The organism is Rufibacter psychrotolerans, assembly GCF_016924645.1.
GTDB lineage: Bacteria > Bacteroidota > Bacteroidia > Cytophagales > Hymenobacteraceae > Nibribacter > Nibribacter psychrotolerans.
Genome location: NZ_JAFFJV010000001.1, coordinates 175812 through 200649 on the forward strand (window position 1 = coordinate 175812; position 24838 = coordinate 200649).

Consider the following 24838-nt stretch of genomic DNA (forward strand, 5'->3'; position numbering starts at 1 on the left):
TTACTGAAGGCACTTAGACCGCAAAACCAGATTAGGATCCAGACAAATCTGCCGGTAGAACGCCTCCTCAGAAGGTGCGCAGACACCCGGGAAATCGCCGCTTTTGCCCAGCAGGTCGGTGATGACCTGGAAGTGCAGGTGCGGGGGCCAGTCGCCGTTCTCGGGGTAGGGGCCCATGGTGGCAATCTGGTCGCCGGCGGCTACGGGTTTTCCCACAGACAGGCCGTTTAGGGAAGTGCGGCTCAGGTGACCGTACAGGGTATAGAACGTGATGCCTTCCAGTTCATGCGCCAGAATGATGGTGGGACCGTAGTCCCCGAAGTTGTCGTTGTCCTGAAAACTGTGGACAAATCCGGCCAAAGGCGCGTAAATAGGAAGGTGGGCCGGTGCCCAGATGTCCACGCCCAGGTGTATGGACCTGGCCTCGGCGGTGCCCTCAAAATGCTCGCTGCGGCGGTAAATGACCCGGGGCTCAAAATAACCGCCTACTCCCACCGCGGCGTTCTGCTGCCGGAGCATCTCCAGGACAAACTGCTCAAAAGCGGCCGTATCCTTCAACTCGGCAAACTGCAGGGCTGCGTTCTGGGCGGTGAAGTCTAGTTTCACCACGTCCGGGGCGTTGAGGTCATGGTCCAGAATGGGAGCGAATTTCGCCAGAGGGGCAGAGAGGAGCGAGATCAGTTTGGATGCAGTATCCATAAAAGGGCACTAAAACGTAAATGGGTGATATTAGAACGTGGCAAGTTACAGGAAAAACAAACGTACGGCCGCTTTTTTTAGCCTAAGTTCGGGTTGGTATATGAAATGTTGTAACTTTCCTGCCTTAATTAGAGTCAGTAAACGCTGAACGTTCCCGTTTTTCGTACATACAAACTATGAGCAACGCTTATTATACCATGAAGGTGGCGGAGATCACCCAAGAGACCGCAGACGCCATCACCCTTCATCTAGACCACCCAGATAAAAACAACATCCCATACATTCCTGGCCAGTTCCTGACCCTGATTTTGCCGGTGAACGGCCAGAAAGTACGCCGGTCGTACTCCTTGTGCAGCATCCCCGGCGAGCCGTATTTCTCCGTGACGGTAAAGCGGGTAGAAGGCGGCCTGGTGTCCAATTTCCTGGCCGATACCGCGCAGGTAGGGCAGACCATTGAGGTGATGGCGCCGCTGGGCAACTTCGTCCTGAAGCCCGATGCCACGCAGAAGCGCCACATCTTCCTGTTCGGGGGCGGCAGCGGCATCACGCCGCTCATGTCCATGCTCAAAAGCACCCTGAAGCACGAGCCGCAGAGCCGCATCACGCTCGTTTACGGCAACCGCAACCTGGAGTCGGTGATCTTCAAAGACCAGTTGGCGCAACTGGAGCAGCAGTACCCGCAGAACCTCAAGATTGTGCACGTGTTCAACGAGTCCATCGCAGACGCTACCGAGGCGCAGGAGAACATTGGCTTGTTGGACCGTACCATGGTATTACGCCTGCTGGAGAACCTGAGAGTGCCCGGTTACCAGCAGGAGAGTTTCTACATGTGCGGCCCCGAGGCCATGATGAACGAGGTGCGTGAGGCCCTGCATTTCATGCGCGTGCCTAACAACCAGATCTTCAAAGAAAGCTTCACGGCCCCAACCTCTACCGAGGAGCACGGGGCTGACGTTACCGCGGCGGCAGACTCAGACGAGATCATCGCCCGTACCGTTACCATCATCTATGAAGGCCAGGAGTACCAGGTGGAGGTGAAACCCAACGAGACCATCCTGGAGGCCGGACTCAAAGCTGATATTGATTTACCTTATTCCTGTCAGGCTGGGCTGTGTACCGCCTGTATGGGCAAGTGCCTCAGCGGTCGCGTGCATTTAGACGAGCGCGAAGGCCTCTCTGATGCCGAGATTGCCCAAGGGTATGTATTGAACTGCGTTGGCCACCCGCTTACCGCCGATGTAGTGATTGAGATTGGTTAATTGTTTTTCCCCTGTTATATGGAAAACACCCCCAAAACACTAGCGCTGCCGCAGCGCAAAACCCGCCAGTACCTGCCCGAAGATTTCGAGGTAACGGATTGGGCCGCCTTGGAGCCTTACTTCGAGGAACTGAAAACCCGTGCGCTGAACTCGCAGGAAGATCTTGAAAAGTGGATCGCTGACCGCAGCGAACTGGAGAGCGTGCTCTCTGAGAACCTGGCCTGGCGCTACATCAAGATGACCTGCGACACCCAGGACGAGGCGCTCACCCAGGCGTTCCAGTTCTTCGTGACCGAGATTGAACCCAAAGCCTCGCCCTATGACGATGCCTTCAACCGCAAGTTGGTGGAGTCGCCGTACGTGCAGGGGCTGGATGAGCAGCGGTTCCGCATTTACCTGCGGGGCGTGCGCCGGGCCATTGAGCTGTTCCGGGAGGAGAACATTCCGTTGCAGACCGAGATCAGCACCAAGCAGCAGCAGTACGGCGCCATTGCCGGGGCCATGATGGTGACCCTGGATGGCGAGGAGATGACCCTGCAACGCGCCGCCGACCGCCTGAAACAAACCGACCGGGCCGTGCGCGAGGAAGCCTACCTGGCTATTCAGAACCGCCGCCTGGAAGACAAAGAAAAGCTGGACGATCTCTATACCGAGCTGATTCAACTGCGCCACCAGGTAGCCGTGAACGCCGGTTTTGAGAACTTCCGTGATTATATGTTCGCCGCCCTGGGCCGTTTTGACTACGGCCCTGAGGACACGTTCTCGTTCCACCAGGCCATCAAGGAGAAAGTGGTGCCGGTTACCCGCCAACTGGACCGTGAGCGCAAAGAACTGTTGGGCTTGGACACGCTTCGCCCGTGGGACATGGACGTAGACCCTAGCCTGAAACCACCGTTGGAGCCGTTCAAGCAGGGAGACGAACTGCTGTCTAAAACCATCGAGATCTTCTACCGTCTGGATTCTTTCCTGGGCGACTGCCTGGTGACCATGCGCGAAATGGGCCACCTGGATCTGGAGTCCCGCAAAGGCAAAGCCCCCGGCGGTTACAACTATCCGCTGGATGAGATCGGGGTGCCGTTCATCTTCATGAATGCAACTTCCTCGCTCCGCGATGTAGTGACGCTGTTGCACGAAGGCGGTCACGCGGTGCATTCTTTCCTCACCCGTGATCTGCCGTTGAACGCCGCCAAGCACCCACCATCCGAGGTAGCCGAACTGGCCTCCATGTCTATGGAACTGCTTACTCTGGATCATTGGGACATCTTCTTCCCGAACCAGGAGGATCTGGTACGCGCCAAGCGCCAGCACCTGGAAGGCGTTTTGGAGACGTTCCCGTGGGTAGCCACCGTAGATAAATTCCAGCACTGGGTGTACGAGAACCCCAACCATACCGTGGAGGAGCGGCACCAGAACTGGGTGCGCATCTTTGAGGAATTCAACCTGCAGGAAGTAGACTGGAGCGGCCTGGAGCACATTAAACCGTACATCTGGCAGAAACAGTTGCACGTGTACGAGGTGCCGTTCTACTACGTGGAGTACGCCATGGCTCAGTTGGGTGCCGTTGCCGTCTGGAAACGCTTCAAGTCAGAGCCAGAAGCCGCGCTGGAAGGCTACAAAAACGCTCTCAGCCTGGGCTACACCGCCACCATTGGGGAAATCTACGCCGCCGCTGGCATCCGTTTCGATTTCTCCCCTGCCTACATCCAGTCGCTGGTGGACTTTGTGAAAGGCGAGTTAGAGCAGTTAGACGTGAAATAAACCCATCCTCAGAAAGCCTCGTTTCTGACCTGTTTTCACGGAAAAGGCTTCAAAACAGAACGGCCTCAGAAGATTCTTCTGAGGCCGTTCTGTTTTGATAGAGATAAAGGCTATTGCTCTTCGTCCTCTTCTTCCTCGGTGGGCTGGGCGTTTTTGTCTACCCACTGGAACAGGGGTGCCGGCTGAATGGTATCGTACGGTTTGCCCAGGTTGGGCAGCTGTTTTTTGTAGCGGCGCAGGAGCGTGTTCAGCTCTTTGGCGGTCTGGTCATAGCGGCCCCGGTAAAAGATGGTCTCGGTCTGCAGGTTGTTGATGGAGGCGTTCAGGGAGTCCACCAGGGCAACGCCGGTGGGGCCGTTTTCGGGCAGGTAAGCCCGCAGGGCCCGGTAAATAGAGTCCTGGGCCTGGTCATAGGCGTCTATGCGGTCAGAGTCCCGCACGCTGTTCCGGTCGTAGCGCAGAACGGCCAGGCGGTGAATGGACTGCTGCAGGTTAGCGCGTTGCTGGGCTTCCATGGCCTCGGGCGGTATGGCGGCCAGCAGTTCGGCCATCTGGTGCGTTTTGAGGCTGTCGCTCTGCATCATCACGTTCCATTTGCCGGTAAGGGTGTCGTACAGAACCGCTATTTCCTCCTTCAGTTGCTCATCAGAGATAGGGCGCGCCAGTTTCCCTGACTTGCCGGAGTCTTTGGCGCAGCCCGCTAAGCCCAGCACCAACGCCACGGCAAGCCCAAAGATGACTTCTTTTTTCATAATTCTATTCAAAATGAGGCTGTTACAGGCTAGTTGCTCGGCTGTTGCCAGGGCTTCTGCACAGCCAGACACCCTGCAAACGTAACTCATCTGCGCGGCGTTGCACAGACGCCGTTAAGTTTGGGGGCATTGTGGCCGGAAGCAGCCGAAACTGGTCAGAAACAGGCCCGACGGCTGCTGAAAGAACTTCCGGAAGGGGGAGAATATTGTGGCCTAGAAATTTTTAAGTCCGTTGAGCAGCAGGTTAGAGAGAAACTCGGCAATGTCGTCGGGGCTCATTTTGCCCTCGGGCTTGTACCACATGTGCAGCCAGTTGAGGCTGGAGAGCAGGGTGAGCACCACAAACTTCTCGTCGGTTACCTTGAACTCGCCCGTGGCGATGCCGGCCCGCACAATGTCGCGCAGGCTTTCTTCGTACTGGAACCGCATCTCGTGGAACTTGCCCAGGGAAGGTTCGCTCAGGTGGCGCCACTCGTTCAGGAACACGCCGGCGGCCGGCGGGTTTTTGGTGAGTACCCGCACGTGGGCGGCAATGGCCAGGCGCAGTTTCTCGCTGGGCGGCACGTCTTGGTTCTTTACCTCGTCAAATGCGGCGTTGAACTCATCGGCCATCTTAAAGCAGACGCGCTGCAGAATGTCTTCCTTTGATTTGATGTGCGAGTAGAGGCTACCGGCTTCAATGCCCAGCTCCAGCGCCAGGTCGCGCATGGTGGTGGCGGCAAAGCCTCTTGATTTGAAAAGGGAAGTGGCAACTTGGTCTATCTGTTCTTTACGCGACATTGGGGTACTGGACATAGAGGTACTGGTTTACGATCAAAGCTACTAAACCAAACGCCTGTTAGCAAATTTGCCTGGTCACCGAGGGCCAAATACCGTAGGCATGAAAGGTGCCAAGGAAAAAGCTATCTTTGCGCTTCTGGCATGTTTGTCTAAAAATAAGCCGAAAACGTATATCTGGTGCTTCGGGGCTCCGGATTAAAGAAAAAAAATATTATCTGAAAAGACCATGTCTGACTATACACCTTTGGAAAATCTGGGCGAGTTTGGCCTGATCAGGCGGTTGCAGGAGCAGCTGGAAGTGAACAACGCGTCTACGGTGGTAGGCATTGGCGACGACGCCGCCGTGCTGGAGCCGGGCCAGAAGCAGATTGTGGTCACCTCTGACATGCTGGTAGAGAACGTGCACTTTGACCTTACCTTCTGCCCCCTCAAACACCTGGGCTACAAAGCCGTGGCCGTGAACGTCTCAGACATTGCCGCCATGAACGCCCTGCCCACCCAGATTGTGGTGAGCCTGGCCATTGGCGCGCGCTACACCGTGGAGGCCATTGAGGAACTGTACGCGGGCATGCGCCTGGCCTGCGAGAACTACAAAGTGGACCTGGTAGGGGGCGATACCACCGCCTCGCGCGGCGGGCTGGTCATCAGCATCACCGCGCTGGGCGAGGTGGAGAAAGGCAAGGCCGTGCTGCGCAGCACCGCTCAGATCAACGACCTCATCTGCGTCACCGGCGACCTGGGGGGCGCGTACCTGGGGCTGCAACTGCTGGAGCGCGAAAAGCAAGCCTTCTTAGCCGATCCTGAAACCCAACCAGAACTGGAAGGAAAAGATTACGTGGTAGGTCGTCAGTTGCGGCCCGAGGCCCGCATGGATGTAATTCATGAGCTTCGAGATCTGGGCGTGCATCCCACCGCCATGATTGACATTTCTGACGGACTGGGCTCTGAGTTGCTGCACATCTGCTCGCAGAGCCGGGTAGGGGCGGCCATTTACCAGGACAAACTGCCCGCCGACCAACAGACCCTGGAAACCGCTGAGGAATTCAAACTGGACCCGGTGACCTGCATCCTCAACGGCGGCGAAGACTACGAACTGCTGTTCACCGTGAAAATGGCCGACTACGACAAAATCCGGAACCACCCAGACATCACCATCATCGGGAACATCACTGATGCCGGCGAAGGCGTGCGTCTGGTAACGCCCAGCGGCAACACGTTCCCCATCAAAGCTCAGGGCTGGAATCATTTTGGGTAAGGTCTCCGCCTCTTCAGTAGACGTGAGTATCAGCCTGCTGCGTTTTGGGCTTGTTTTGTGAAAAACAGACAGAATACTCCCAAGGAACTTAGCCCACCGGTTTTAAAACCAGGGGGCTTTTTTGTTGAAGAGCAATTCCCGTCTTACTGAATGCACAGCTAGTACTTTCAAAAACAAGAGGCAATGAAGCAGGGCAAACAGAGGGAGGATTGCGCGCTATCGCAATGCACAGATTACTGCCCGCTGGTTGAAGAGCTGTTTTGTTTCTTTAAATAAAATCCCTTTATTGATAAGGTTTTTTTATAAAAGCTACGCTTTGGTAGTTATTATTGTCACTAAATGCCGTGCAGCTAATCAAAGTAGTATTCTTTCTTTTCAACATCAAGTCAGTACATGAGCCCAAAAGTACAAGAGTTCCTGAAAAAAGTAGAGGCCAGAAATCCGCATGAGCCAGAGTTCCTGCAAGCGGTGCAAGAGGTGGCCGAAACCATTATTCCGTTTCTGGAAGAGAACCCCAAGTATAACAATGCCAGAATTCTGGAGCGCATGGTAGAGCCAGAGCGGGTTCTTATGTTCAGGGTGCCTTGGCTTACTGATAAGAACGAGGTGGAGGTGAACAGAGGCTTCCGGGTGCAAATGAACAGCGCCATTGGGCCTTACAAGGGGGGACTTCGCTTCCATCCGTCGGTTAACCTCAGCATCCTCAAATTCCTGGCCTTTGAGCAGGTCTTCAAGAACAGTCTCACCGGGTTACCCATGGGCGGCGGAAAGGGCGGTTCAGATTTTGACCCCAGCGGGAAATCAGACAGTGAGATCATGAAGTTCTGCCAAAGCTTCATGACCGAGCTCTACCGCCACGTGGGGGCCGACATAGACGTGCCGGCGGGGGACATAGGCGTTGGCGCACGGGAAGTAGGCTATATGTTTGGGCAGTACAAGCGCATCAAAGGGCAGTTCACCGGCGTGCTTACCGGCAAAGGGCTTAGCTGGGGAGGCAGCGCCATTCGGCCCGAGGCCACGGGCTACGGAGTGGTGTACTTTGCCGAGCACATGCTGGCCACCCGTGGAGAAACGCTGGAAGGAAAGACGGTGGCTATCTCCGGCTCAGGTAACGTGGCCCAGTTTACCGTAGAAAGGTGCATTCAGGCGGGCGCCAAGGTGGTGACCCTCTCAGATTCCAGCGGATTTATCTATGACCCTGAAGGAATCAGCACCGAGAAACTGGCGTACGTGATGGAACTGAAAAATGAAACGCGGGGCCGGATAAAAGAATACGCCGAAAAGTTTGGGTGTGAGTTCTATGAGGGCGAGCGGCCCTGGCGGATCAAATGCGATGTGGCCCTGCCCAGTGCCTCTCAGAACGAACTGGACGGAGCCGATGCCCGCACCCTTGTGGCCAACGGCTGCCTCTGCGTGGCCGAAGGAGCCAACATGCCCAGCACGCCAGAAGCGATCCAGGTCTTTACCGAAGCCAAAATTTTATACGCACCAGGCAAAGCCTCCAATGCCGGTGGGGTGGCGGTCTCTGGGCTAGAAATGTCCCAGAACTCGTTGCGTATTTCCTGGAGCCGTGAAGAGGTGAACAGCAAACTATGGCAGATCATGAAAGACATCCATGGCGTCTGTGTCAAGTACGGCACCGAGGAAGACGGGTACATCAACTATGAGAAAGGGGCCAATATAGGAGGATTTATCAAAGTGGCAGATGCCATGCTGGCGCAGGGGGTTGTCTAGCGCCCGTCTTAGCACCATACGCTTAAAGCAAGGAGGTCCGCTCACCTGAGCGGACCTCCTTGCTTTTTGTAGGCGGGACTAACATCAATCTTCCGGATACGGCACAAACACGAAGTTCATGAAATCACGGTCCACCACGAAGAGGCAGCAGTACTCATCAGCGTCGCGGTAGGCTTGCTCAAACTCCTCGGTTTTGTCGGCGGCCACCAGCTGGCGGTTCACGAAATCTTCCAGGTAAGAGGCGTTGATGTTCCATTGGAGGTCGCGCTCCTCGGCCGCAATCAGCAAGCCGCCTATTTTGGTGATGTCGCGGGAGAACACGAAGATGGGGTACTTGGAGATCTCGCGTTTCCGGATCTGGTAAGAGGCCTCTTTCAAAGTTTCAGACACCTGCGCAAAGTCTTTGGTGATGGTGCCCAGGTATTTGCCGTTCAGTTCTGGATCGTTTTGCATAATGGTAGCACGTAGTACGTATCAGGTATCACGTAACACAAAGTAAGTTGTTTTGAGCCCCTGCCGTTTTGGGCCTGTTTCTGGAAAATAACTCCTAAAACGGCAAGGGCTTTCTTTTCTGAATCCTAGCTTCTCAAGGTGAGCAGGGCCACGCTTTCTACGTGGTAGGTCTGCGGGAACATGTCCACGGGCTGAATTTTTACCACATCGTACAGCTCGGCCAGCATTTCCAGGTCACGGGCCTGGGTGGCGGGGTTGCAGCTCACGTACACAATGCGGTTGGCTTTCACCTCCAGCAGTTTGGCCACCACGTCTGGGTGCATGCCGGCGCGGGGCGGATCGGTGATGATCACGTCGGGGCGGCCGTGTTTGGCGAAGAGCTCGGTGGTGAGCACGTCCTTCATGTCACCGGCGTAGAAGTGCGTGTTGGTGATGTCGTTGATCTGCGAGTTGATCTTGGCGTCTTCAATGGCGCTGGCCACGTACTCAATGCCAATCACCTGCGCGCAAGACCGGGCCACGAAGTTGGCGATGGTGCCCGCCCCGGTGTATAGGTCATACACAATCTGGGTGCTGTTGAGCAGCGCAAACTCCCGCGTCAGCTTGTACAGGTTATACGCCTGCTCTGAGTTGGTCTGGTAGAATGACTTAGGCCCCACTCTAAACCGAAGCCCCTCCATCTGCTCATGGATGTACGGATCGCCATGGTAGCACACCACGTCCAGGTCATGGAAGGTCTCGTTGCCTTTGTTGTTGATCACGTACTGCAATGAGGTGATTTGTGGGAACTCCTGTAGCAGGAAATCCAGCAAAGGAGCCAACCACTCGGGCCGGTCCTGGAACACCTGCACAATCACCATCAGGTCACCGGTGTTGGCGGTTCTGATGATGAGGTTGCGCAGATAGCCTTCCTGTTTCACCAGATCAAAGAACGGCAGGTTGTTCTCGCGCGCGTAATGCTTCACCGCCAGCCTGATCTCGTTGGACGGCGCCGGCTGCAGGTAGCAGTGCTGGATGTCCACGATCTTGTCAAAGCGCAGAGGCACGTGGAAACCCAGCGCCCGACGGTCCATATCAACGCCGCTGTCAATCTGCTCTTTGGTGAGCCAGGCGTTGCCTGAGAACGTGAACTCCAGCTTGTTGCGGTAAAAGCTCACGCGGTCAGACGGAAGGATAGGCAGCATTTCGTGGCCTTTGATCTTGCCTATGCGCTCAATGTTGTCATTCACCTGCTTCTGCTTGTAAAACAGCTGGGTGTCATACGGAATATGCTGCCACTTGCAGCCGCCGCACACGTTGAAGTGCTCGCAGAACGGTTGGGTACGGGCCTCGGAATATTCATGGAAATGTACCGGCACCGCCTCCAGGTAGTTCTTCCGCTTTTTGGTCACACGCACGTCCACCACATCGCCGGGGGCCACGTCTGAGATGAACACCACCAGGTTGTCGTGGCGGGAAATGCACTTGCCTTCCGCGGCCATCTCCTCCACGCGCAGCTGCGGGATGACCTCGTATTTATGTTTCTTATTCTTGAATTTTCTCACGATGCCGCAAAATTACAAAGAAAACTCTGCACCAGGGCGTTTTCCGGCAAATGCGTTTCTAGGGAGTTTTCAGGAAGTGGGCCCTAAAACTAGATTTGGGGTAATTCAGGACTAGTGCAGGAAAAGAAACCATCGCCATTAGCCTATTAGGCAGTGAACTCCTTTTTGTACAGGTGCTGCGTTTCTGGGCTCTTTTCCGGAAAACAGGCCTTTAAGAGTACCTCAGGTAGTGAAGAGGCGGGCGGTGCAGAAACTTGTTGTAGATTTGCGAACGGCTGCCCTTCAGCGGCCCAAGAAGGCACATGAAAGATAAAGTTGTCATTATCACCGGCGGATCGTCGGGCATTGGGCGGGCCTGCGCCCTGGCGTTCGGGCGGGCCGGCGCGAAAATCGTGATCTCGGCGCGTAACACGCAGAAACTGCAGGAAGTGGGTCAGGAACTGGAGGCCGCTGGCGTGGAGTATCTGGCCGTGACCGGCGATGTCAGCCTAGAGGAAGATTGCCGTAGGCTGATAGACGAAACCGTGGCCCGGTTCGGGAAGATAGACGTGATGCTAAACAACGCGGGCATCTCTATGCGGGCGCTTTTCCAGGACGTGGATTTGGACGTGATCCGGCAGTTGATGGACATCAATTTCTGGGGAACCGTGTACTGCACCAAATTCGCGCTGCCGTACCTGCTCAACTCCAAAGGATCGGTGATTGGCGTGTCTTCCATTGCGGGTTACCAGGGCTTGCCCGGCCGCACCGGCTACTCGGCCTCTAAATTTGCGATGCAGGGATTCCTGGGCGCCCTCCGCACCGAAACGCTGCACCAGGGCCTGCACGTGATGATCGCCTGCCCCGGTTTTACCGCCTCCAACATCCGCAACACCGCCCTGTCCGCTGACGGCAGCCAGCAGGGAGAATCGCCGCGTGATGAAGCCAAGATGATGACCGCCGAGGAAGTGGCCGACCGTATTCTGGAAGCTACCCGCAAGCGCAAGCGCGAACTGGTCCTCACCACGCAGGGAAAACTGGCGGTATTGTTGGGCAAGTTTCTGCCCGGCCTAACGGATAAGTTGGTCTACAACCAGATGAAGAAAGAGCCTAATTCGCCGTTCAAGTAAACTGTTTGGGGGCTGTTTTCCGGAAATCAGCTCCCAAACGGTGGTACTCTCATTCCTGGTCTTCCAAGGGCTGGGGCAGCAGGAGCAGGTTGTTTTTTCTGATGTAAGCCGGCTGGCCTTTCCATTCAATCTGGTACCAGATATCTTCCTGGCCCAGGATGTTCACCTTGTGGCCGGTGCCCACCGAGGCCACCAGGCCCGCCCCCGCCGATGGGGCGTTCATGATGGGCACGTTGCCGTTCTGGATAATGCCCTGCTGGTCCAGGGTAAGAAAGTTGGCAAAGTAGAAGATAAAGCCCAGGTAGCCCAGGAAACCAACCATGGCCTCAGAGCTGATGGGTTTCTTCTTCAGCCATCGCCTAACCAGCAGCGTCATGGCAATAACCGCCCCGGCCAGCAACAATTCCAGAATCTTGGAGTAATATTTATAGAACTGGGTTTTGAAGAAATCCCAGTCGGTGTACTCGTAGCCCGAGAGGTGCTGCTGCAGGCCCACTTCCTCCATTTTCCGGAGGACAGACCTGCTGGGGCTCTTGCTGTAGAACAGCTGCAGGTAGAGCATGGAGTGGGTGTATTGCTGCAGGCCCTCATGGATGTAAGCCATTTTCAACAGCATCTGGGGGGAGTAGATTCTGTTTTGGGCCAGGAGCTTCTCGTAGATCTCCAAGGCTTGGGTGTATTGGTGGTGCGCGTACAAAGAATCTGCCTTGCTGAGCAGCTGAGTAGGTTCTTGAGCCTGAAGCGGTTGCGCAGGGAAGAACAAAACGGCCCAAAAAAGAAGAGATAATTTGCGAAAAATGTTTGGCATTTACAGAAAGGGGTTATACTTTTGCATCGCAATTAAGGGAAACGCCCTTACAAGCAAAGGTAGTAAAAGATTCCGTAGCTCAGCTGGTAGAGCAATACACTTTTAATGTATGGGTCCTGGGTTCGAATCCCAGCGGGATCACTGGATTACAAAAGCCTTTCCGGCTTACGGGCGGAGAGGCTTTTTTTACCACCTTCAATTTTTTCTGATTCTGTAGCTCAGCTGGTAGAGCAATACACTTTTAATGTATGGGTCCTGGGTTCGAATCCCAGCGGGATCACTCCTCTTTTACGAAAACCGTCCTAAAAACGCTTAGGACGGTTTTTTTATGCCCATCACGCAGAAGTCTCATTTCACCTTCCTGCCCCGCCCCTATGCCCACGCGGTCCACAGCCTGCCCTTGTCTGCTTCCGCAGAGAATTCCATTTTCTTTTACTGCCAGTTCTGCCCCGGGTAGGACTACCGGATACAACAGGATAGTTTCATAAAGCAGATCATGTAGCTTCAGCCAGCTATTGGCCTTGCCACGCACGGCAGCTTGCCTGCCCCGCCAATGGCAGCACAAAGAAGCTTTTACATGGACAGACGCAGATTCTTACAACTAAGCACCATCACGCCTTTGCTCCTGGCGGGCGTAGGGCCGGCGGCCTGGGCAGCGCCAGACCCGGGAGACAAAGCTGCGTCAGACTTCAGCAAGCGGCTCAGGCCGGTAGGCCGAATCCTGGAGACCGAAGGCTACTACGTGTGGGGCACCAGCCCCATCCTGGGCACCGACGGGAAGGTGCATGTCTTCTACTCCCGGTGGAAGTCTGACAAAGGCATGGGCGGCTGGATCAACCGCTCAGAAATAGCCCACGCCGTGGCAGACACCCCCGAGTCGCCGTTTGAGTACGTTTCCACGGTGCTGGCGCCCCGGGGAGAGGGCCACTGGGACGGCACCACCTGCCATAACCCCCACATCAAGCTGGTAGACGGCAAGTACTGCCTGTTTTACATGGGCAATTCTAACCGGAAAACCGATACCAAACGCATCGGGCTGGCCGTGGCCGATTCACTCTTCGGCCCGTGGGAGCGGCCCGACCAGCCGTTGCTGGAGGCCGGCAACGCCGGGGCCTGGGACGACCACTGCACCTCTAACCCTACCTTCTTAAAGCACCCCAGCGGCAAGTACTGGCTCTACTACAAATCCTGGAACACGGCGGAGTACGAGAACTACACCAACCCCAAGATAAGGGGCAACCGCAAGTACGGCCTGGCCATTGCCGATGCGCTGCAGGGCCCTTACCGGCGCTACCAGGGCAACCCCATCATTGATTACTCCGGCCGGGGCAACAACATCCAGGCCGAGGACGGGTACGTGTGGTACGAAGGCGGAAAGTACAAAATGCTGATGCGCGACATGGGCATCTACAACCACCAGTACGGGCTCTACCTGGAGTCAAAGAACGGCATTAAGTGGAGCGAGCCCAAAATAGCCTATTACCAGACCGACCATTACTTCGGCCAGTCACCGGCTCCCAAGCATCTATCCAAGTACGGCCGGTTTGAAAGGCCGCAGCTCCTGTTGCAAGATGAGCGACCCACGCATCTTTTCCTGGCCTCGCAGGGCGGCAGATACATGACCTCCAGTGCGTTTGTTTTTCAGGTAATTCCGGAAAATCACCCCTAAAATGCACGCCACCCAATACCCGCGTACCTGTACCTAAAAATCAGCCAGATGGAAGTTTACACCTCAATTGCCGTAACCCCCAAAAAAGCAAATTACCTGTACCCCCTGGTGCTGGTGGTGTCGCTTTTCTTCCTGTGGGGATTTGCCCATAACCTGAACCCTATCCTGATCCCGCACCTCAAGAAAGCCTGCCAACTCACCGATCTGCAATCGGCTTTCATTGACTCGGCCTTTTTCATCGCCTATTTTGTCATGGCCTTGCCGGCGGGGTTCTTTATGAAGAAATACGGCTATAAGAGCGGCATCCTGGTGGGTTTGCTGCTGTTTGCCCTGGGAGCCTTTCTGTTCTTCCCGGCGGCGGAAACCCGCATGTTCAGCTTTTTTCTGCTGGCCCTTTTTGTGATTGCCAGCGGCCTCACCTTTCTGGAAACGGCGGCCAACCCTTACGTCAATGCCTTGGGAGCGGCCGAAACCTCTACCCAGCGCCTTAATTTTGCGCAGTCGTTCAACGGTCTGGCTGCCACGCTGGCGCCCCTGCTGGGCGGTATTTTCATCCTTTCGGGGACAGACCTGACCCAAGCCGAATTCCAGCAGATGTCTGCCCAGGAGGTGGAACGTTACCTTACCGCCGAGGCGAAATCGGTGCAGGTGCCTTACCTGCTCATTGGGGCGGTGGTCCTGGCGGTGGCCTTGCTGCTGTGGCGTACCCGGTTGCCCCGCATCCAGGAGGAGGAAGCCGGTTCCTCAGGGAAAACAGGCTCCCTTTTCAAGGAGAAGAACCTGATGCGGGGAGTGATGGCGCAGTTTTTTTACATTGGGGCGCAGGTGGGCATTGCCAGCTTCTTCATCCGGTTTGCCTTCTTCTCGGCGGGTATTCCAGAAAAGTCGGCGGCCATGTACTTGTCGGGCGCGTTGCTGGCCTTTATGGTGGGGCGCTTTGCCGGCACTTTCCTGATGCGGTTCATCATGCCGCATCGGCTGCTGGCCTTGTACAGCCTGGCCAATGTGCTCTTGCTGGCGGTAGCCGTTGTGAGCCAGGGCATGTTCAGCATCTACGCCTTGATTGTGGTGCAGTTCTTCATGTCCATCATGTTCCCCACCATATTTTCCCTGAGCCTGAAAGGTTTGGGCCATAGGACCAAAGAGGCTTCCTCACTTCTTATTATGTCCATTGTGGGTGGGGCCATCCTGCCGGTCTTCATGGGCAAGATCTCAGACATGTTCAGCATTCAGGTGGCGTATCTGGTGCCGGCGTTGTGCTTCCTGTTTGTGTTGTACTTTGCGCTACGGGCTACCAACCCTAAGAAAGCTGACCTGGTGCGGGGGCGTTCCTAAATTACTGCCCCAGGCTTTGGAGGGTTGGGGCCGTGCTTGGGAATAGCGTTGGGGAGCCCGGGCCTGCCCCGCCGGTTTGTAGTGAATTGATCATGCGTTATCGTCTTTAAATAAGAAATGTTCAGATTAGCAGGTAAGAGCGCCGTAGTGACCGGTGGCGGAAGTGGCATTGGAAGAGCCATCGCGCAGTTGTTTGCCCAGCAAGGGGCACACGTCCATGTCCTGGATTTGCAGGAAGAAGCGGCAAGTGAGACAGCAGACGCCATCAGGGCAGCCGGCGGGGCAGCCCAGGGCCACCGCTGCGATGTCAGCAGCCAGGCCGAGGTGCAGCGTGTCTTCAGCGCCATTCCACAGGTGGATATTCTGGTCAATAATGCGGGCATCGCGCACGTGGGAAACCTGGAAAAGACCTCAGAAACAGACCTCGACAGGGTGTACCAGGTGAACGTGAAGGGAGCCTATACCTGCATGCTGGCCGCCGTTCAGCAAATGAAGCAGCAGGGTGGGGGCGTCATCCTGAACTTGGCTTCCATTGCCGCCCTGGTGGGCATTCCAGACCGGTTTGCGTACTCCATGAGCAAAGGCGCCATCCATGCCATGACCATGTCGGTGGCCAAAGATTACCTGGCCTCTAATATCAGGTGCAACAGCATTTCGCCGGCCCGGGTGCACACACCCTTTGTAGACGGCTTTCTGGCCAAAAACTACCCCGGCAATGAGGCAGCGATGTTTGAGAAACTCTCCAAGACGCAACCCATCGGGCGCATGGGCAAACCCGAAGAAGTGGCCGCGCTGGCCCTGTTCCTGTGCTCAGACGAGGCCGGGTTTATCACGGGCTGCGACTACCCCATAGACGGCGGCTTCACCAGACTCAACAATTAACCAGGGGGGCAAGCAGTCTCCCTTACACATAGCAATCACATGAAATTAATCAGATTTGGCCAGGCCGGGCAGGAAAAGCCCGGGGTTATCCTCCAGGATACCTTCTATGACGTGTCGGGGTTTGGCGAAGAGTACAATGAGCAGTTCTTTGCCACCGGAGGCCTGGCGCGCCTGGCCAACTACGTGCAGGAACAGGAAGGGAAACTGCCCCAGGTAGACCCCCAGACCAGACTGGGCAGCCCGGTAGCCCGTCCGTCTAAAATTGTATGCATCGGGCTCAACTTTGCCGACCACGCCCGGGAAACCGGAGCAAAGCACCCCGAGGAGCCGGTTATCTTCTTTAAAGCCACCACTGCCCTCACCGGACCCAACGACCACGTCATGATTCCCCGCGGCTCTGAGAAAACCGATTGGGAAGTGGAACTGGCCCTGGTCATTGGGCAGCAAGCCAGCTACGTAAGTGAAGCAGAGGCCCTGGACTACGTGGCGGGCTATTGCCTGCACAACGACGTGTCTGAGCGGGCTTTCCAGCTGGAGCGCGGCGGCACCTGGGACAAAGGCAAAGGCTGCGACACATTTGCCCCCTTAGGGCCCTTTCTGGCTACCAAAGAGGAAATCCAGGATGTCAATAACCTGGGCATGTGGTTGAAGGTGAACGGGGAGCTCATGCAGAACGGCAACACCGCTGACCTGATTTTCAAAATCCCGCATCTGGTGTCGTACGTGAGCCAGTTCATGACGCTGCTGCCCGGAGACATCATCTCCACTGGTACGCCGGCCGGGGTGGGCCTGGCCCTCAACCCGCCGCGTTACCTGCAACCCGGCGACGTGGTAGAACTAGGCATTGAAGGGCTGGGCAGTTCCCGGCAACAGGTGGTGGCCTATGGGCAGGATTGACGCCCACCAGCATTTCTGGCGCTACCGCCCTGACCGTGATACCTGGATCACCGAAGAGATGGCGGTGCTCCGGCAAGACTTCCTGCCCCAGGACCTACAGCCGCTGTTAGCAGCGGCCGGGTTGGAGGGGTGCGTGGCGGTACAGGCTTCCAGTGACGACACTGCTTTTCTGCTGGAGAATGCCCGCAGGCACCCCTTTATCAAAGGCGTGGTGGGATGGGTAGATTTCCTGGCAGAAAACCTGGGGGAGCAGCTGGAGCACCTTCGGCAGTATGGACACCTGAAAGGCTTTAGGCATGTGCTGCAAAGCGAACCAGACCGGGACTTTATGCTGCGGGAGCCTTTCATGCGGGGCATCGGCCAACTACAGCCCTACGGGTTTACCTATGACCTCCTCATCTACCAGGACCAACTCCCGGCTACCTTGGCGTTCGTGAAGGCTTTCCCCAACCAACCCTTCGTCTTAGATCACCTGGCCAAACCCAGTATCAAGGCGCAGCTTATCCGGGACTGGGCCCGGGACATCAGGAAACTGGCCGAGCAGGAGCACGTTTGCTGCAAAGTCTCCGGCATGGTCACCGAAGCCGACTGGCAGCACTGGACTTACGAGGATTTTGTGCCATATCTGGAAGTGGTAGTGGAGGCCTTTGGCGTTAACCGCATCCTGTACGGCTCAGATTGGCCAGTGTGTTTGCTGGCCGGTTCTTACCACCGGGTACTGGGCCTGGTGGAGCGCTATTTCGCCGGGTTCAGCCCCGCCGAACAGGACGCTATCTTCGGGGGAAACGCCACCCGTTTTTACAAGCTAACCTAACCTTTATGGATTTACTGCTACAGGATAAAGTGATCATTGTGACGGGCGGGGCCAAAGGCATTGGGCTGGGCATCTGCAAGGTGCTGGCTCAAGAAGGCAGCATTCCCGTGATTGTAGGGCGCAACGAAGCAGACAACCGGGAGGCGGTTCAGGAGATTGAAAGCGCCAGCGGCAAAGCCTGGCAGGTGGTGGCCGAGTTGTCAAGGCCCGAGGCCTGCGCGCTGGCGGTGCAGCAGGTGCTGGACCAGTTTGACCGGATAGACGGGCTGGTGAACAATGCCGGCGTGAACGATGGGGTGGGGCTGGAGAGCGGAGACTACGCGCGCTTCCTGCAGAGCCTGCGCAACAACCTGGTCCATTATTACCTGATGGCGCACCACGCGCTTCCGGCGCTCAAAGCATCAAAGGGAGCTATCCTGAACATTGGGTCCAAAACCGCGGAAACGGGGCAGGGGGGAACCTCGGCCTATGCCGCCGCCAACGGGGGGCGCAACGCCCTTACGCGGGAATGGGCCGTGGAACTGCTGAAATACGGGATCAGGGTGAATGCCATCATCGTGGCCGAATGTTGGACCCCGCTCTACGAGAGTTGGCTGAACCAGCAACCAGACCCCGAGGCCAAGCTGAAAACCATCACAGACAACATTCCGCTGGGCCGGCGCATGACCACCGCGGCCGAAATTGCCCAGACTGCCGCCTTCCTGCTCTCAGAGAAGTCAAGTCATACCACCGGGCAACTGTTCCATGTAGACGGCGGCTACGTCCATCTGGACAGGGCCCTCAAGGGCTAATGCTGGCTCAGGCTTTGCCCATAGGCGTTTCTTGCCTGTTTTTTGGAAAAAAGGTGAAAACCGCACATGGCGTGCCGTGTGCTGGCTTCTCGTTGCTTTTCATTGCAGTAAACAGGCAAGAAACTTCCCCTCATTCCCCACTATTCCTACTCCCAGTCATTTCTTTCCAGTACGTTTCTTAAGTACCATCCTGGCGAATGGAGCAAGAGAGCAACCGCACGCCTTGGGCCGAAGGCCCTTTCTTGCTTCTGCGGCTAAAAGCCCTGTTTCACCATCGGCTTTAAACCTAAACTACTGCTACTCCTTCCAGCAGGAGAGGGGCCTTGGTTTAGAAAGGGCAGCCCATCATGGAAAGTAAGTAAGGACTGATTAGGAAAAAATTTCAAGAAGCCCGCAGACTTACAGGATAGTACAGGATAGCCACCCGGCTCTTCCTTAATACTTTTAAGAAAAGGTAAAATAAATCCAGCAGGTAGTTGTTGTGCGTTGCCCGGAGCGCTGCTGCATTGAGAAAGCAATCAGGTAATCCCCCGCCTGCTTTTTTGCCTTGTTTTCCTGAAAATCGGTCAAAATCAAATCTGTTCTTAACAGGATACAGCAGGATGCTACTGCTGGGGTATACATGTAAGTTAGTACTGGTAATTACCCTCCTGCATTTTGATTAAGCACAATGGATAAAAACAGGTTTAAAATGTAATAAAGACATTTATTTGACCTGGGTTTTATTCCTCTATTAAAGAAGCTATTGTCTTGGGCAAACAGCTTTTTGGGGAGTAAAAAGTGAGAATAAGAATTGTAATTAAAGAGTAGTTGAAATCACACAGTATACAAGATGGCTAACTTTATCAAGCACAGTTTTAGGTTACTTCTGGCTCTGTTTCTTTTTGCGGGCTGTGAGCAAAAAGAAGACGATGCATTCTATGAGCGGCCCGCCGGCCTGGCAGAACCAATTTATCAGGAATTGGAGAAAAGGGGCAACTTTACAAACTTCCTGGTTTGTATTGAAAAGGCCGGGTATAAAGACATTCTGAGTAAGGCTGGTTACTGGACCATATTTGCCCCCAATGACGAGGCCTTTAAGAAGTATTTCGCTGAAAATGGCATTGCCAGTGTAGAGAGCATTGACGCTAAAACGGCCGAAAAAATAGTAAAGTATTCCCTGGTGTATAACGCCTTCAAAGCCGAACGGCTGGCCGATTACCAGTCTGGTTTAGGCTGGGTAAATGCCCTGGGTTTAAAGCGCAGGACCGCCTATTATGAGGGAGCCCAACTCCAGCAGGTGAACGGCGAAGAAAGGCTGGTGGTAAGCTCTAACCGCAACAACAGGTCTGGCAGCGACTACTACAACGTAGATGATACCAACAACAAATACATTCCTTATTTCCTGAGCAAGGTATTCACCGCCAAGGGCCTCACGGCTGCTGACTACAATTACTTCTACCCCAATAGTACTTTCAGCGGGTTTAACGTAGGCCCCGCAAAGGTGGTGTCCAGTGACATTACCGCAGAGAATGGCTTCATCCATGAGATTGACCGGGTAATCCTTCCGCTTCCCAACCTTGACCAGTACCTGGCGGACCAGAGCAAGTACAGCAAGTTCAAGGCCATCTTTGACAAGTACATGGTGTCTTACCTGGTAAATGCCGCGGCCACCGAGAAGTTCAGCAGGATCTCGGGCGTCAATAAAGACGTGTACGTGAAGGTCTTCAACTCCGGCCTGAGCTACTCGCCCAACAACGAGAACTTCCTGAAGGTTGAAGACAATGATGGACAGCAGGGCGGCTACACGCTCTTTGCCCCCACCAACGCCGCGCTGGAGAACTACCTGGACAACGTCCTGCTCAAGCATTACAAATCAATGGATGCGCTGCCCAAGGAGATCATCTTTGATTTCCTGAACGCCCACATGTGGGACAAACTGGTGTGGCCCAGCAAATTCAACAGCACGCCCCACTCCAGCTTAGGGCAGAATCCTTTGTTCAACCCGCAAACCGATGTGGTGGAGAAAAAGGTGCTCAGCAACGGCATGTTCTACGGCACCCAACGGGTACAGGAGGCCAACGTTTTCAGCTCAGTTTTCGGGAAAGCCTACCTAAACCCAAGATATTCGTTGATGACCCGGGCCCTCTCCGTGGCCCTCAAACCCATCCTCATCAATACCAGCATCAAGTTCACGGTCTTTTTGGTGCCCGATGAGGAGATCATTGCTGCCGGTTTCAACTATGATTTAGATGCCAACACCTGGCGCTATACCCCGCCCGCAGGGGGAGCCTCTTCTTCCGGCTCTACGGCCTGGGGCAAACTCAACCGCATCTTAAATACCCATGTGGTAATAGGCGATGTTTCTGACCTGGCGGGCAGCGGGGTCCTGGAAACTTATGAAGGCGAATACATCTCTTTTAGCCACAACAAACTGCTGTCGGCGGGAAATATGGAGCAGCAAATTGAAGCTTCTTCCGTGGCAAAAGAGAGTGCTTTGAACGGCACGGTATATTACCTGGATAAACTTCTCTTGGAGCCGCAGAAATCGCTGGGCCTGCACCTGAAAGACCTGGCCGAAGCGCCTGAGTCCAGGTACAAGAAGTTCTTTGATTACCTGAACAATTCCTCCCTGTTTACCAAAAATACCGGGGCCATTGTAGGCGTAACGGCCAGCGGTTTTTACACCATGCTGGTGCCAGACAATGAGGCTATTGATGCCGCTATTGCCAAGGGTTATTTACCTGCTTCCACTTCGCCCTCCTCGGCAGAGGACAAAGAAAAAGTGGCCGATTTTATCCGCTACCACATCATAGACAAAGCTACTATAGCACCAGACGGGAAAAAGGAGGGAGGGTACCTTACTCTGTTGCTGGACCAGAACGGAAACCCTGCCACTGTGACCGTGTCTAATGCCCCGGGATCGTTGCGAATCACTGATCAGAAAGGGAATTCATCTGCTATTGTTACCGGCAGCAGCAATAACCTGTCTAACCGGGCGGTCATCCATTTATTGAACGGTTTTCTGGAATTTAACAAATAATGAAACAGCTAAGAAGTATGAAGAAAATTCTACAGCAGTCTTTTTATTGTGGTCTGGTTGTTTCTGTTTTGTTGTTGCTGGGAATTACCGCTCATGCCCAAAACACCGGTGGCGCTAAGACCATTGTGAAGGGAAATATCAAAGACAAAAGTAACAACCAGCCCATTATTGCGGCCGTGGTGACGGAGATTGATGCGGAGCAGCGCATCATCAGCGGCGCCAACACAGATTTGGAGGGGAATTACGTCTTACGCATGGCCAATCCCAACAACAAGATCTCGGTGTCTTACATTGGCTACAACAAAGTGGTGGTCAGCGTCAACGGTCGGTCAGAGATCAACATCCAGTTGGTGCCCACGTCCAATGAGTTGTCTGAGGTAACGGTGGTTTCACAGGCCACTTCCAGCAACGGGTTAATGGAGGTGCCGGAGCGCAACTCAACGGTATCCATTGCCAAGATTGACTCCCGCGAAATTGCCGAGCTGTCTTCCAGTTCCATTGACCAGGCCCTGCAGGGGCGCTTGCCCGGCGTAGACATTGCCGCCAACTCTGGTGACCCCGGCGCGGGCATGCAGATCAGGATCAGGGGAACCTCTACCATCAACGGCTCATCAGACCCCCTCATTGTGGTAGATGGTATGCCGTATGAAACCTCCATTCCGTCGGACTTCAACTTCGGCACCGCCGATGACCAGGGCTATGCCACCTTGCTGAACATCGCGCCCTCCGATATCCAGGAAATCAGTGTCTTGAAAGATGCCGCCGCCACTGCGGTGTGGGGTTCTAGAGCTTCCAACGGGGTGTTGCTCATTACCACCAAACGGGGCCGGGTGGGCAAACCCGCCGTTTCCTACTCCTTCAGGGGAACCATGTCCCGGCAGCCAGACGCCATTCCCATGCTGAACGGGGACAAGTTCTCCATGCTGATTCCGGAGGCGGTGATGAACCGCAACGGTACGCCCCTGAACACGGCCGATGTCAAGGAGTTCCTGTATGACCCCAGTGATCCTTACTACTTCTACAACTACGGCAACAACACCAACTGGCTGGATGAGATCACCCAGACCGGGTACAAGCAGGACCACAACATTTCCTTGTCCGGCGGGGGCGAAAAGGCCCGGTATTACGCCTCGGTGGGGTATCTCAATGAGCAGGGAACCATGCTGGGCACCGGCCTGAACCGGATTTCTACCCGCATTAACCTGGACTATGACGTGTCTAGCCGCCTCCGGTTCAGAACCGACATTGCCTACACCCACACCGACAATGACCGGGCCTACAGCCAGAATGTGCGCAGCATTGCCTATGACAAAATGCCCAACATGAGTCTGTATGAGTATGACTACCAGGGTAACAATACCGGCCTGTACCTGTCGCCCCTGCAGAACATCCAGGGCGGCTACCCGCGTACGTACAACCCTTTGGCCATGCTCAAGGCCGGCGTGAACAACGTGCTCAATGAGCGCATTGTCACCAAGTTCAACCTGCAGTATGACATCATGCCAGACCTGTTAAAGGCCACCTTTGATGTGCAGTTTGACATTGACAACACCAAGAACAAGACCTTCCTGCCCCAGCTGGCCACCGGCCGGCCCATCAATGAAACGGTGGTCAACCGCGCCTATGACGGAGACGTGGACCGGTTCGGGATCAGCTCCAAAACCAACATCATCTACACCCCCAAGCTGGGCGACAACCACAGCCTGATCGGGTTGGTCTCTTTCCTGACCAACGATGACAAGATCAACAGCATTCAGCAGCAGTCTTCCAATTCGGCCTCCAGCTTCCTGCAGGATCCTTCTTCGCCTTCCAGAATTCAGTCTCTGGGCGCCGGTTCCTCCCAGGGCCGGAGCGTGGCCGCCCTGGCCAACGTGCAGTACGGTTTCAGAGACAAGTACATTGTGAATGCGGCCATCAGGGGTGACGGAAACTCAAAGTTTGGCCTGGACAACCGGTATGCCGTGTTCCCGTCTATCTCTACCCGCTGGAGAGCCTCCGGCGAGCCGTTCCTGCAGCAGTTCCAGTTTATCAATGACCTCAGTTTCCGGGCCAGTTACGGCCAGAGCGGCCGTGCCCCGGGCAGTAACTACTCCTTCTACAACGTGTACGGTAACTTTAACTGGGATTACCTGGGCTCCCCGGCCGTTTACCCGCAGAACATTGAGCTGTCTACCCTCAAATGGGAGACCGTGACCGGCCAGAACGTGGGCGTGAACCTGATCATGTTTGACGGCAGGTTTGACGTGGATGTAGACGTGTACCGCATGCGCACCACCGACCTGTTCTTCCCTGAGCTCCAGATTCCGGGCTCGTCGGGGTACAGCAACATTGACATGAACGTGGGCACCATGGACAACCAGGGCTGGGAGATCAACCTGCGCGGCACGCCCATCAGAACCAAGAACTGGGTGGTAGACCTTAGCTTCAACATTTCCCGCAACGTCAACATCATTAGGGAAATCTCTGAGTTCTACCCGCGGGAGAAAGGCGATGCCGAGTCGAACGGCAGTTATAAGACCTTCCTGAAGGAAAACACCCCGTTCGGGTCCTTCTTCGGGTATAGATACAAAGGGGTGTACAAGGATGTGGAGTCAACTGTGGCCCGCGACGCCAGCGGAAACCCCATTGTAGGGCTGGACGGGCAGAATGTGTACCTGCGCTTTAACTACCCTTCCACCGACTATGTGTTCCAGCCGGGCGATGCCATGTATGAAGACATCAACCATGACGGCAACATCAACTACATGGATGTGGTGTACCTGGGCAACGGCAATCCTAAGTTCATCGGCGGTTTCGGGCCAACCATCACCTACAAATCCAGGCTGAAGCTGACGGCCTTCTTCAACTTCCGGACCAACTACCAGGTGGTGAACGGCACTGAGATGACCACCACCAACATGTACGGCTACGACAACCAGAGCACCGCCGTGCTCCGCAGATGGAGACAGCCCGGCGATGTGACCGACATTCCAAGAGCCCTGTGGGGGAGCGGGTACAACTGGCTGGGATCGGACCGCTACGTAGAGGACGCCTCCTTCGTCAGATTAAGAGCCGTGACCATCCGGTACGAGTTCGGGAAGCGGGTGCTGGACAAGGTGAAGTTCAAGAACGCCAGCGTGTACGTCACCGCCGAGAACCTGCTCACCTTCACCAATTACACCGGGCAAGACCCAGAGGTGACCACCCGGGGAACCGATCCGTTTAGGGTAGCCATTGACAATTCCATGACACCGCCCACCAAAAACATCGCCTTTGGGCTGGCAGTTGGTTTCTGAGC

The 24838-nt window shown here is 55.2% G+C and carries 19 protein-coding genes and 2 tRNA genes; 15 read left to right on the forward strand and 6 right to left on the reverse strand.

From position 1 onward, the window contains the following. The gene (locus JT718_RS00745; RefSeq protein WP_205499760.1) at nt 1-699 is read right to left on the reverse strand and encodes a peptidoglycan DD-metalloendopeptidase family protein; all 699 of its coding nucleotides are present in this window, start codon (nt 697-699) and stop codon (nt 1-3) included. Nucleotides 700-875: 176 nt separating this feature from the next. Here JT718_RS00745 and JT718_RS00750 point away from each other — a divergent pair, with 176 nt between their 5' ends. Together JT718_RS00750 and JT718_RS00755 are read left to right on the forward strand one after the other, a co-directional pair. Next, complete coding sequence (locus JT718_RS00750; RefSeq protein WP_205499761.1) at nt 876-1958, forward strand: ferredoxin--NADP reductase; 1083 nt, start codon at nt 876-878, stop codon at nt 1956-1958. Between the two features lie 18 nt (nt 1959-1976). Continuing rightward, nucleotides 1977-3716, forward strand: coding sequence for a M3 family oligoendopeptidase (locus JT718_RS00755; protein WP_205499762.1), 1740 nt, complete (start codon nt 1977-1979; stop codon nt 3714-3716). A 110-nt stretch (nt 3717-3826) separates the two neighbouring features. Here the strand turns inward: JT718_RS00755 and JT718_RS00760 are convergent, their stop codons facing one another. Together JT718_RS00760 and JT718_RS00765 are read right to left on the reverse strand one after the other, a co-directional pair. Then, nucleotides 3827-4468 carry a hypothetical protein gene (locus tag JT718_RS00760; RefSeq protein WP_205499763.1) on the reverse strand — a complete coding sequence of 214 codons (642 nt, stop codon included), beginning with the start codon at nt 4466-4468 and terminating at the stop codon, nt 3827-3829. Nucleotides 4469-4681: 213 nt separating this feature from the next. Then, on the reverse strand, nt 4682-5263 hold the full coding sequence (locus JT718_RS00765; protein ID WP_240336848.1) for a TetR/AcrR family transcriptional regulator: 582 nt from the start codon (nt 5261-5263) through the stop codon (nt 4682-4684). 211 nt (nt 5264-5474) lie between these two features. On the opposite strand from JT718_RS00765, the gene thiL reads away from it, so the two are divergent. Both thiL and gdhA read left to right on the forward strand, forming a co-directional pair. Beyond that, nucleotides 5475-6503, forward strand: a complete 1029-nt coding sequence (thiL, locus tag JT718_RS00770; protein WP_205499764.1) for a thiamine-phosphate kinase — start codon at nt 5475-5477, stop codon at nt 6501-6503. Nucleotides 6504-6896: 393 nt separating this feature from the next. After that, nucleotides 6897-8237 (forward strand): NADP-specific glutamate dehydrogenase, encoded by a 1341-nt coding sequence (gene gdhA / locus JT718_RS00775; protein WP_205499765.1) that lies wholly within the window; start codon nt 6897-6899, stop codon nt 8235-8237. Between the two features lie 84 nt (nt 8238-8321). Here gdhA and JT718_RS00780 read toward each other — a convergent pair whose 3' ends face one another. Further along, nucleotides 8322-8690, reverse strand: coding sequence for a hypothetical protein (locus JT718_RS00780; RefSeq protein WP_205499766.1), 369 nt, complete (start codon nt 8688-8690; stop codon nt 8322-8324). A gap of 125 nt (nt 8691-8815) precedes the next feature. Continuing rightward, the gene (gene rlmD, locus JT718_RS00785) at nt 8816-10234 is read right to left on the reverse strand and encodes a 23S rRNA (uracil(1939)-C(5))-methyltransferase RlmD (RefSeq protein WP_317195459.1); all 1419 of its coding nucleotides are present in this window, start codon (nt 10232-10234) and stop codon (nt 8816-8818) included. Nucleotides 10235-10536: 302 nt separating this feature from the next. On the opposite strand from rlmD, the gene JT718_RS00790 reads away from it, so the two are divergent. Beyond that, on the forward strand, nt 10537-11343 hold the full coding sequence (locus tag JT718_RS00790; RefSeq protein ID WP_205499767.1) for an SDR family oxidoreductase: 807 nt from the start codon (nt 10537-10539) through the stop codon (nt 11341-11343). Nucleotides 11344-11392: 49 nt separating this feature from the next. On the opposite strand, the gene JT718_RS00795 is transcribed toward JT718_RS00790, so the two are convergent. Continuing rightward, nucleotides 11393-12151 (reverse strand): SH3 domain-containing protein, encoded by a 759-nt coding sequence (locus tag JT718_RS00795; protein WP_205499768.1) that lies wholly within the window; start codon nt 12149-12151, stop codon nt 11393-11395. A 68-nt stretch (nt 12152-12219) separates the two neighbouring features. On the opposite strand from JT718_RS00795, the gene JT718_RS00800 reads away from it, so the two are divergent. The 10 genes from JT718_RS00800 to JT718_RS00845 all read left to right on the forward strand — a co-directional run bounded on the left by JT718_RS00800 (nt 12220) and on the right by JT718_RS00845 (nt 24836). After that, nucleotides 12220-12292, forward strand: a tRNA-Lys gene (locus tag JT718_RS00800). A gap of 66 nt (nt 12293-12358) precedes the next feature. Further along, nucleotides 12359-12431, forward strand: a tRNA-Lys gene (locus JT718_RS00805). Between the two features lie 297 nt (nt 12432-12728). Beyond that, on the forward strand, nt 12729-13820 hold the full coding sequence (locus tag JT718_RS00810) for a glycoside hydrolase family protein (RefSeq protein WP_205499769.1): 1092 nt from the start codon (nt 12729-12731) through the stop codon (nt 13818-13820). A gap of 48 nt (nt 13821-13868) precedes the next feature. Continuing rightward, nucleotides 13869-15155, forward strand: coding sequence for an L-fucose:H+ symporter permease (gene fucP / locus JT718_RS00815; protein ID WP_205499770.1), 1287 nt, complete (start codon nt 13869-13871; stop codon nt 15153-15155). A 117-nt stretch (nt 15156-15272) separates the two neighbouring features. Further along, nucleotides 15273-16037 (forward strand): SDR family NAD(P)-dependent oxidoreductase, encoded by a 765-nt coding sequence (locus JT718_RS00820; RefSeq protein WP_205499771.1) that lies wholly within the window; start codon nt 15273-15275, stop codon nt 16035-16037. Nucleotides 16038-16076: 39 nt separating this feature from the next. Continuing rightward, on the forward strand, nt 16077-16934 hold the full coding sequence (locus JT718_RS00825) for a fumarylacetoacetate hydrolase family protein (RefSeq protein WP_205499772.1): 858 nt from the start codon (nt 16077-16079) through the stop codon (nt 16932-16934). Continuing rightward, nucleotides 16921-17748: an amidohydrolase family protein gene (locus JT718_RS00830; protein WP_205499773.1), complete on the forward strand. Its 828-nt coding sequence runs from the start codon at nt 16921-16923 to the stop codon at nt 17746-17748. The genes JT718_RS00825 and JT718_RS00830 overlap by 14 nt, the downstream gene beginning before the upstream one ends. 5 nt (nt 17749-17753) lie before the next feature. Next, nucleotides 17754-18539: an L-fucose dehydrogenase gene (locus tag JT718_RS00835; protein ID WP_205499774.1), complete on the forward strand. Its 786-nt coding sequence runs from the start codon at nt 17754-17756 to the stop codon at nt 18537-18539. 832 nt (nt 18540-19371) lie between these two features. Next, the gene (locus JT718_RS00840) at nt 19372-21561 is read left to right on the forward strand and encodes a fasciclin domain-containing protein (RefSeq protein WP_205499775.1); all 2190 of its coding nucleotides are present in this window, start codon (nt 19372-19374) and stop codon (nt 21559-21561) included. A gap of 17 nt (nt 21562-21578) precedes the next feature. After that, nucleotides 21579-24836 carry a SusC/RagA family TonB-linked outer membrane protein gene (locus tag JT718_RS00845; protein ID WP_205499776.1) on the forward strand — a complete coding sequence of 1086 codons (3258 nt, stop codon included), beginning with the start codon at nt 21579-21581 and terminating at the stop codon, nt 24834-24836. Nucleotides 24837-24838 lie beyond the last annotated feature (2 nt).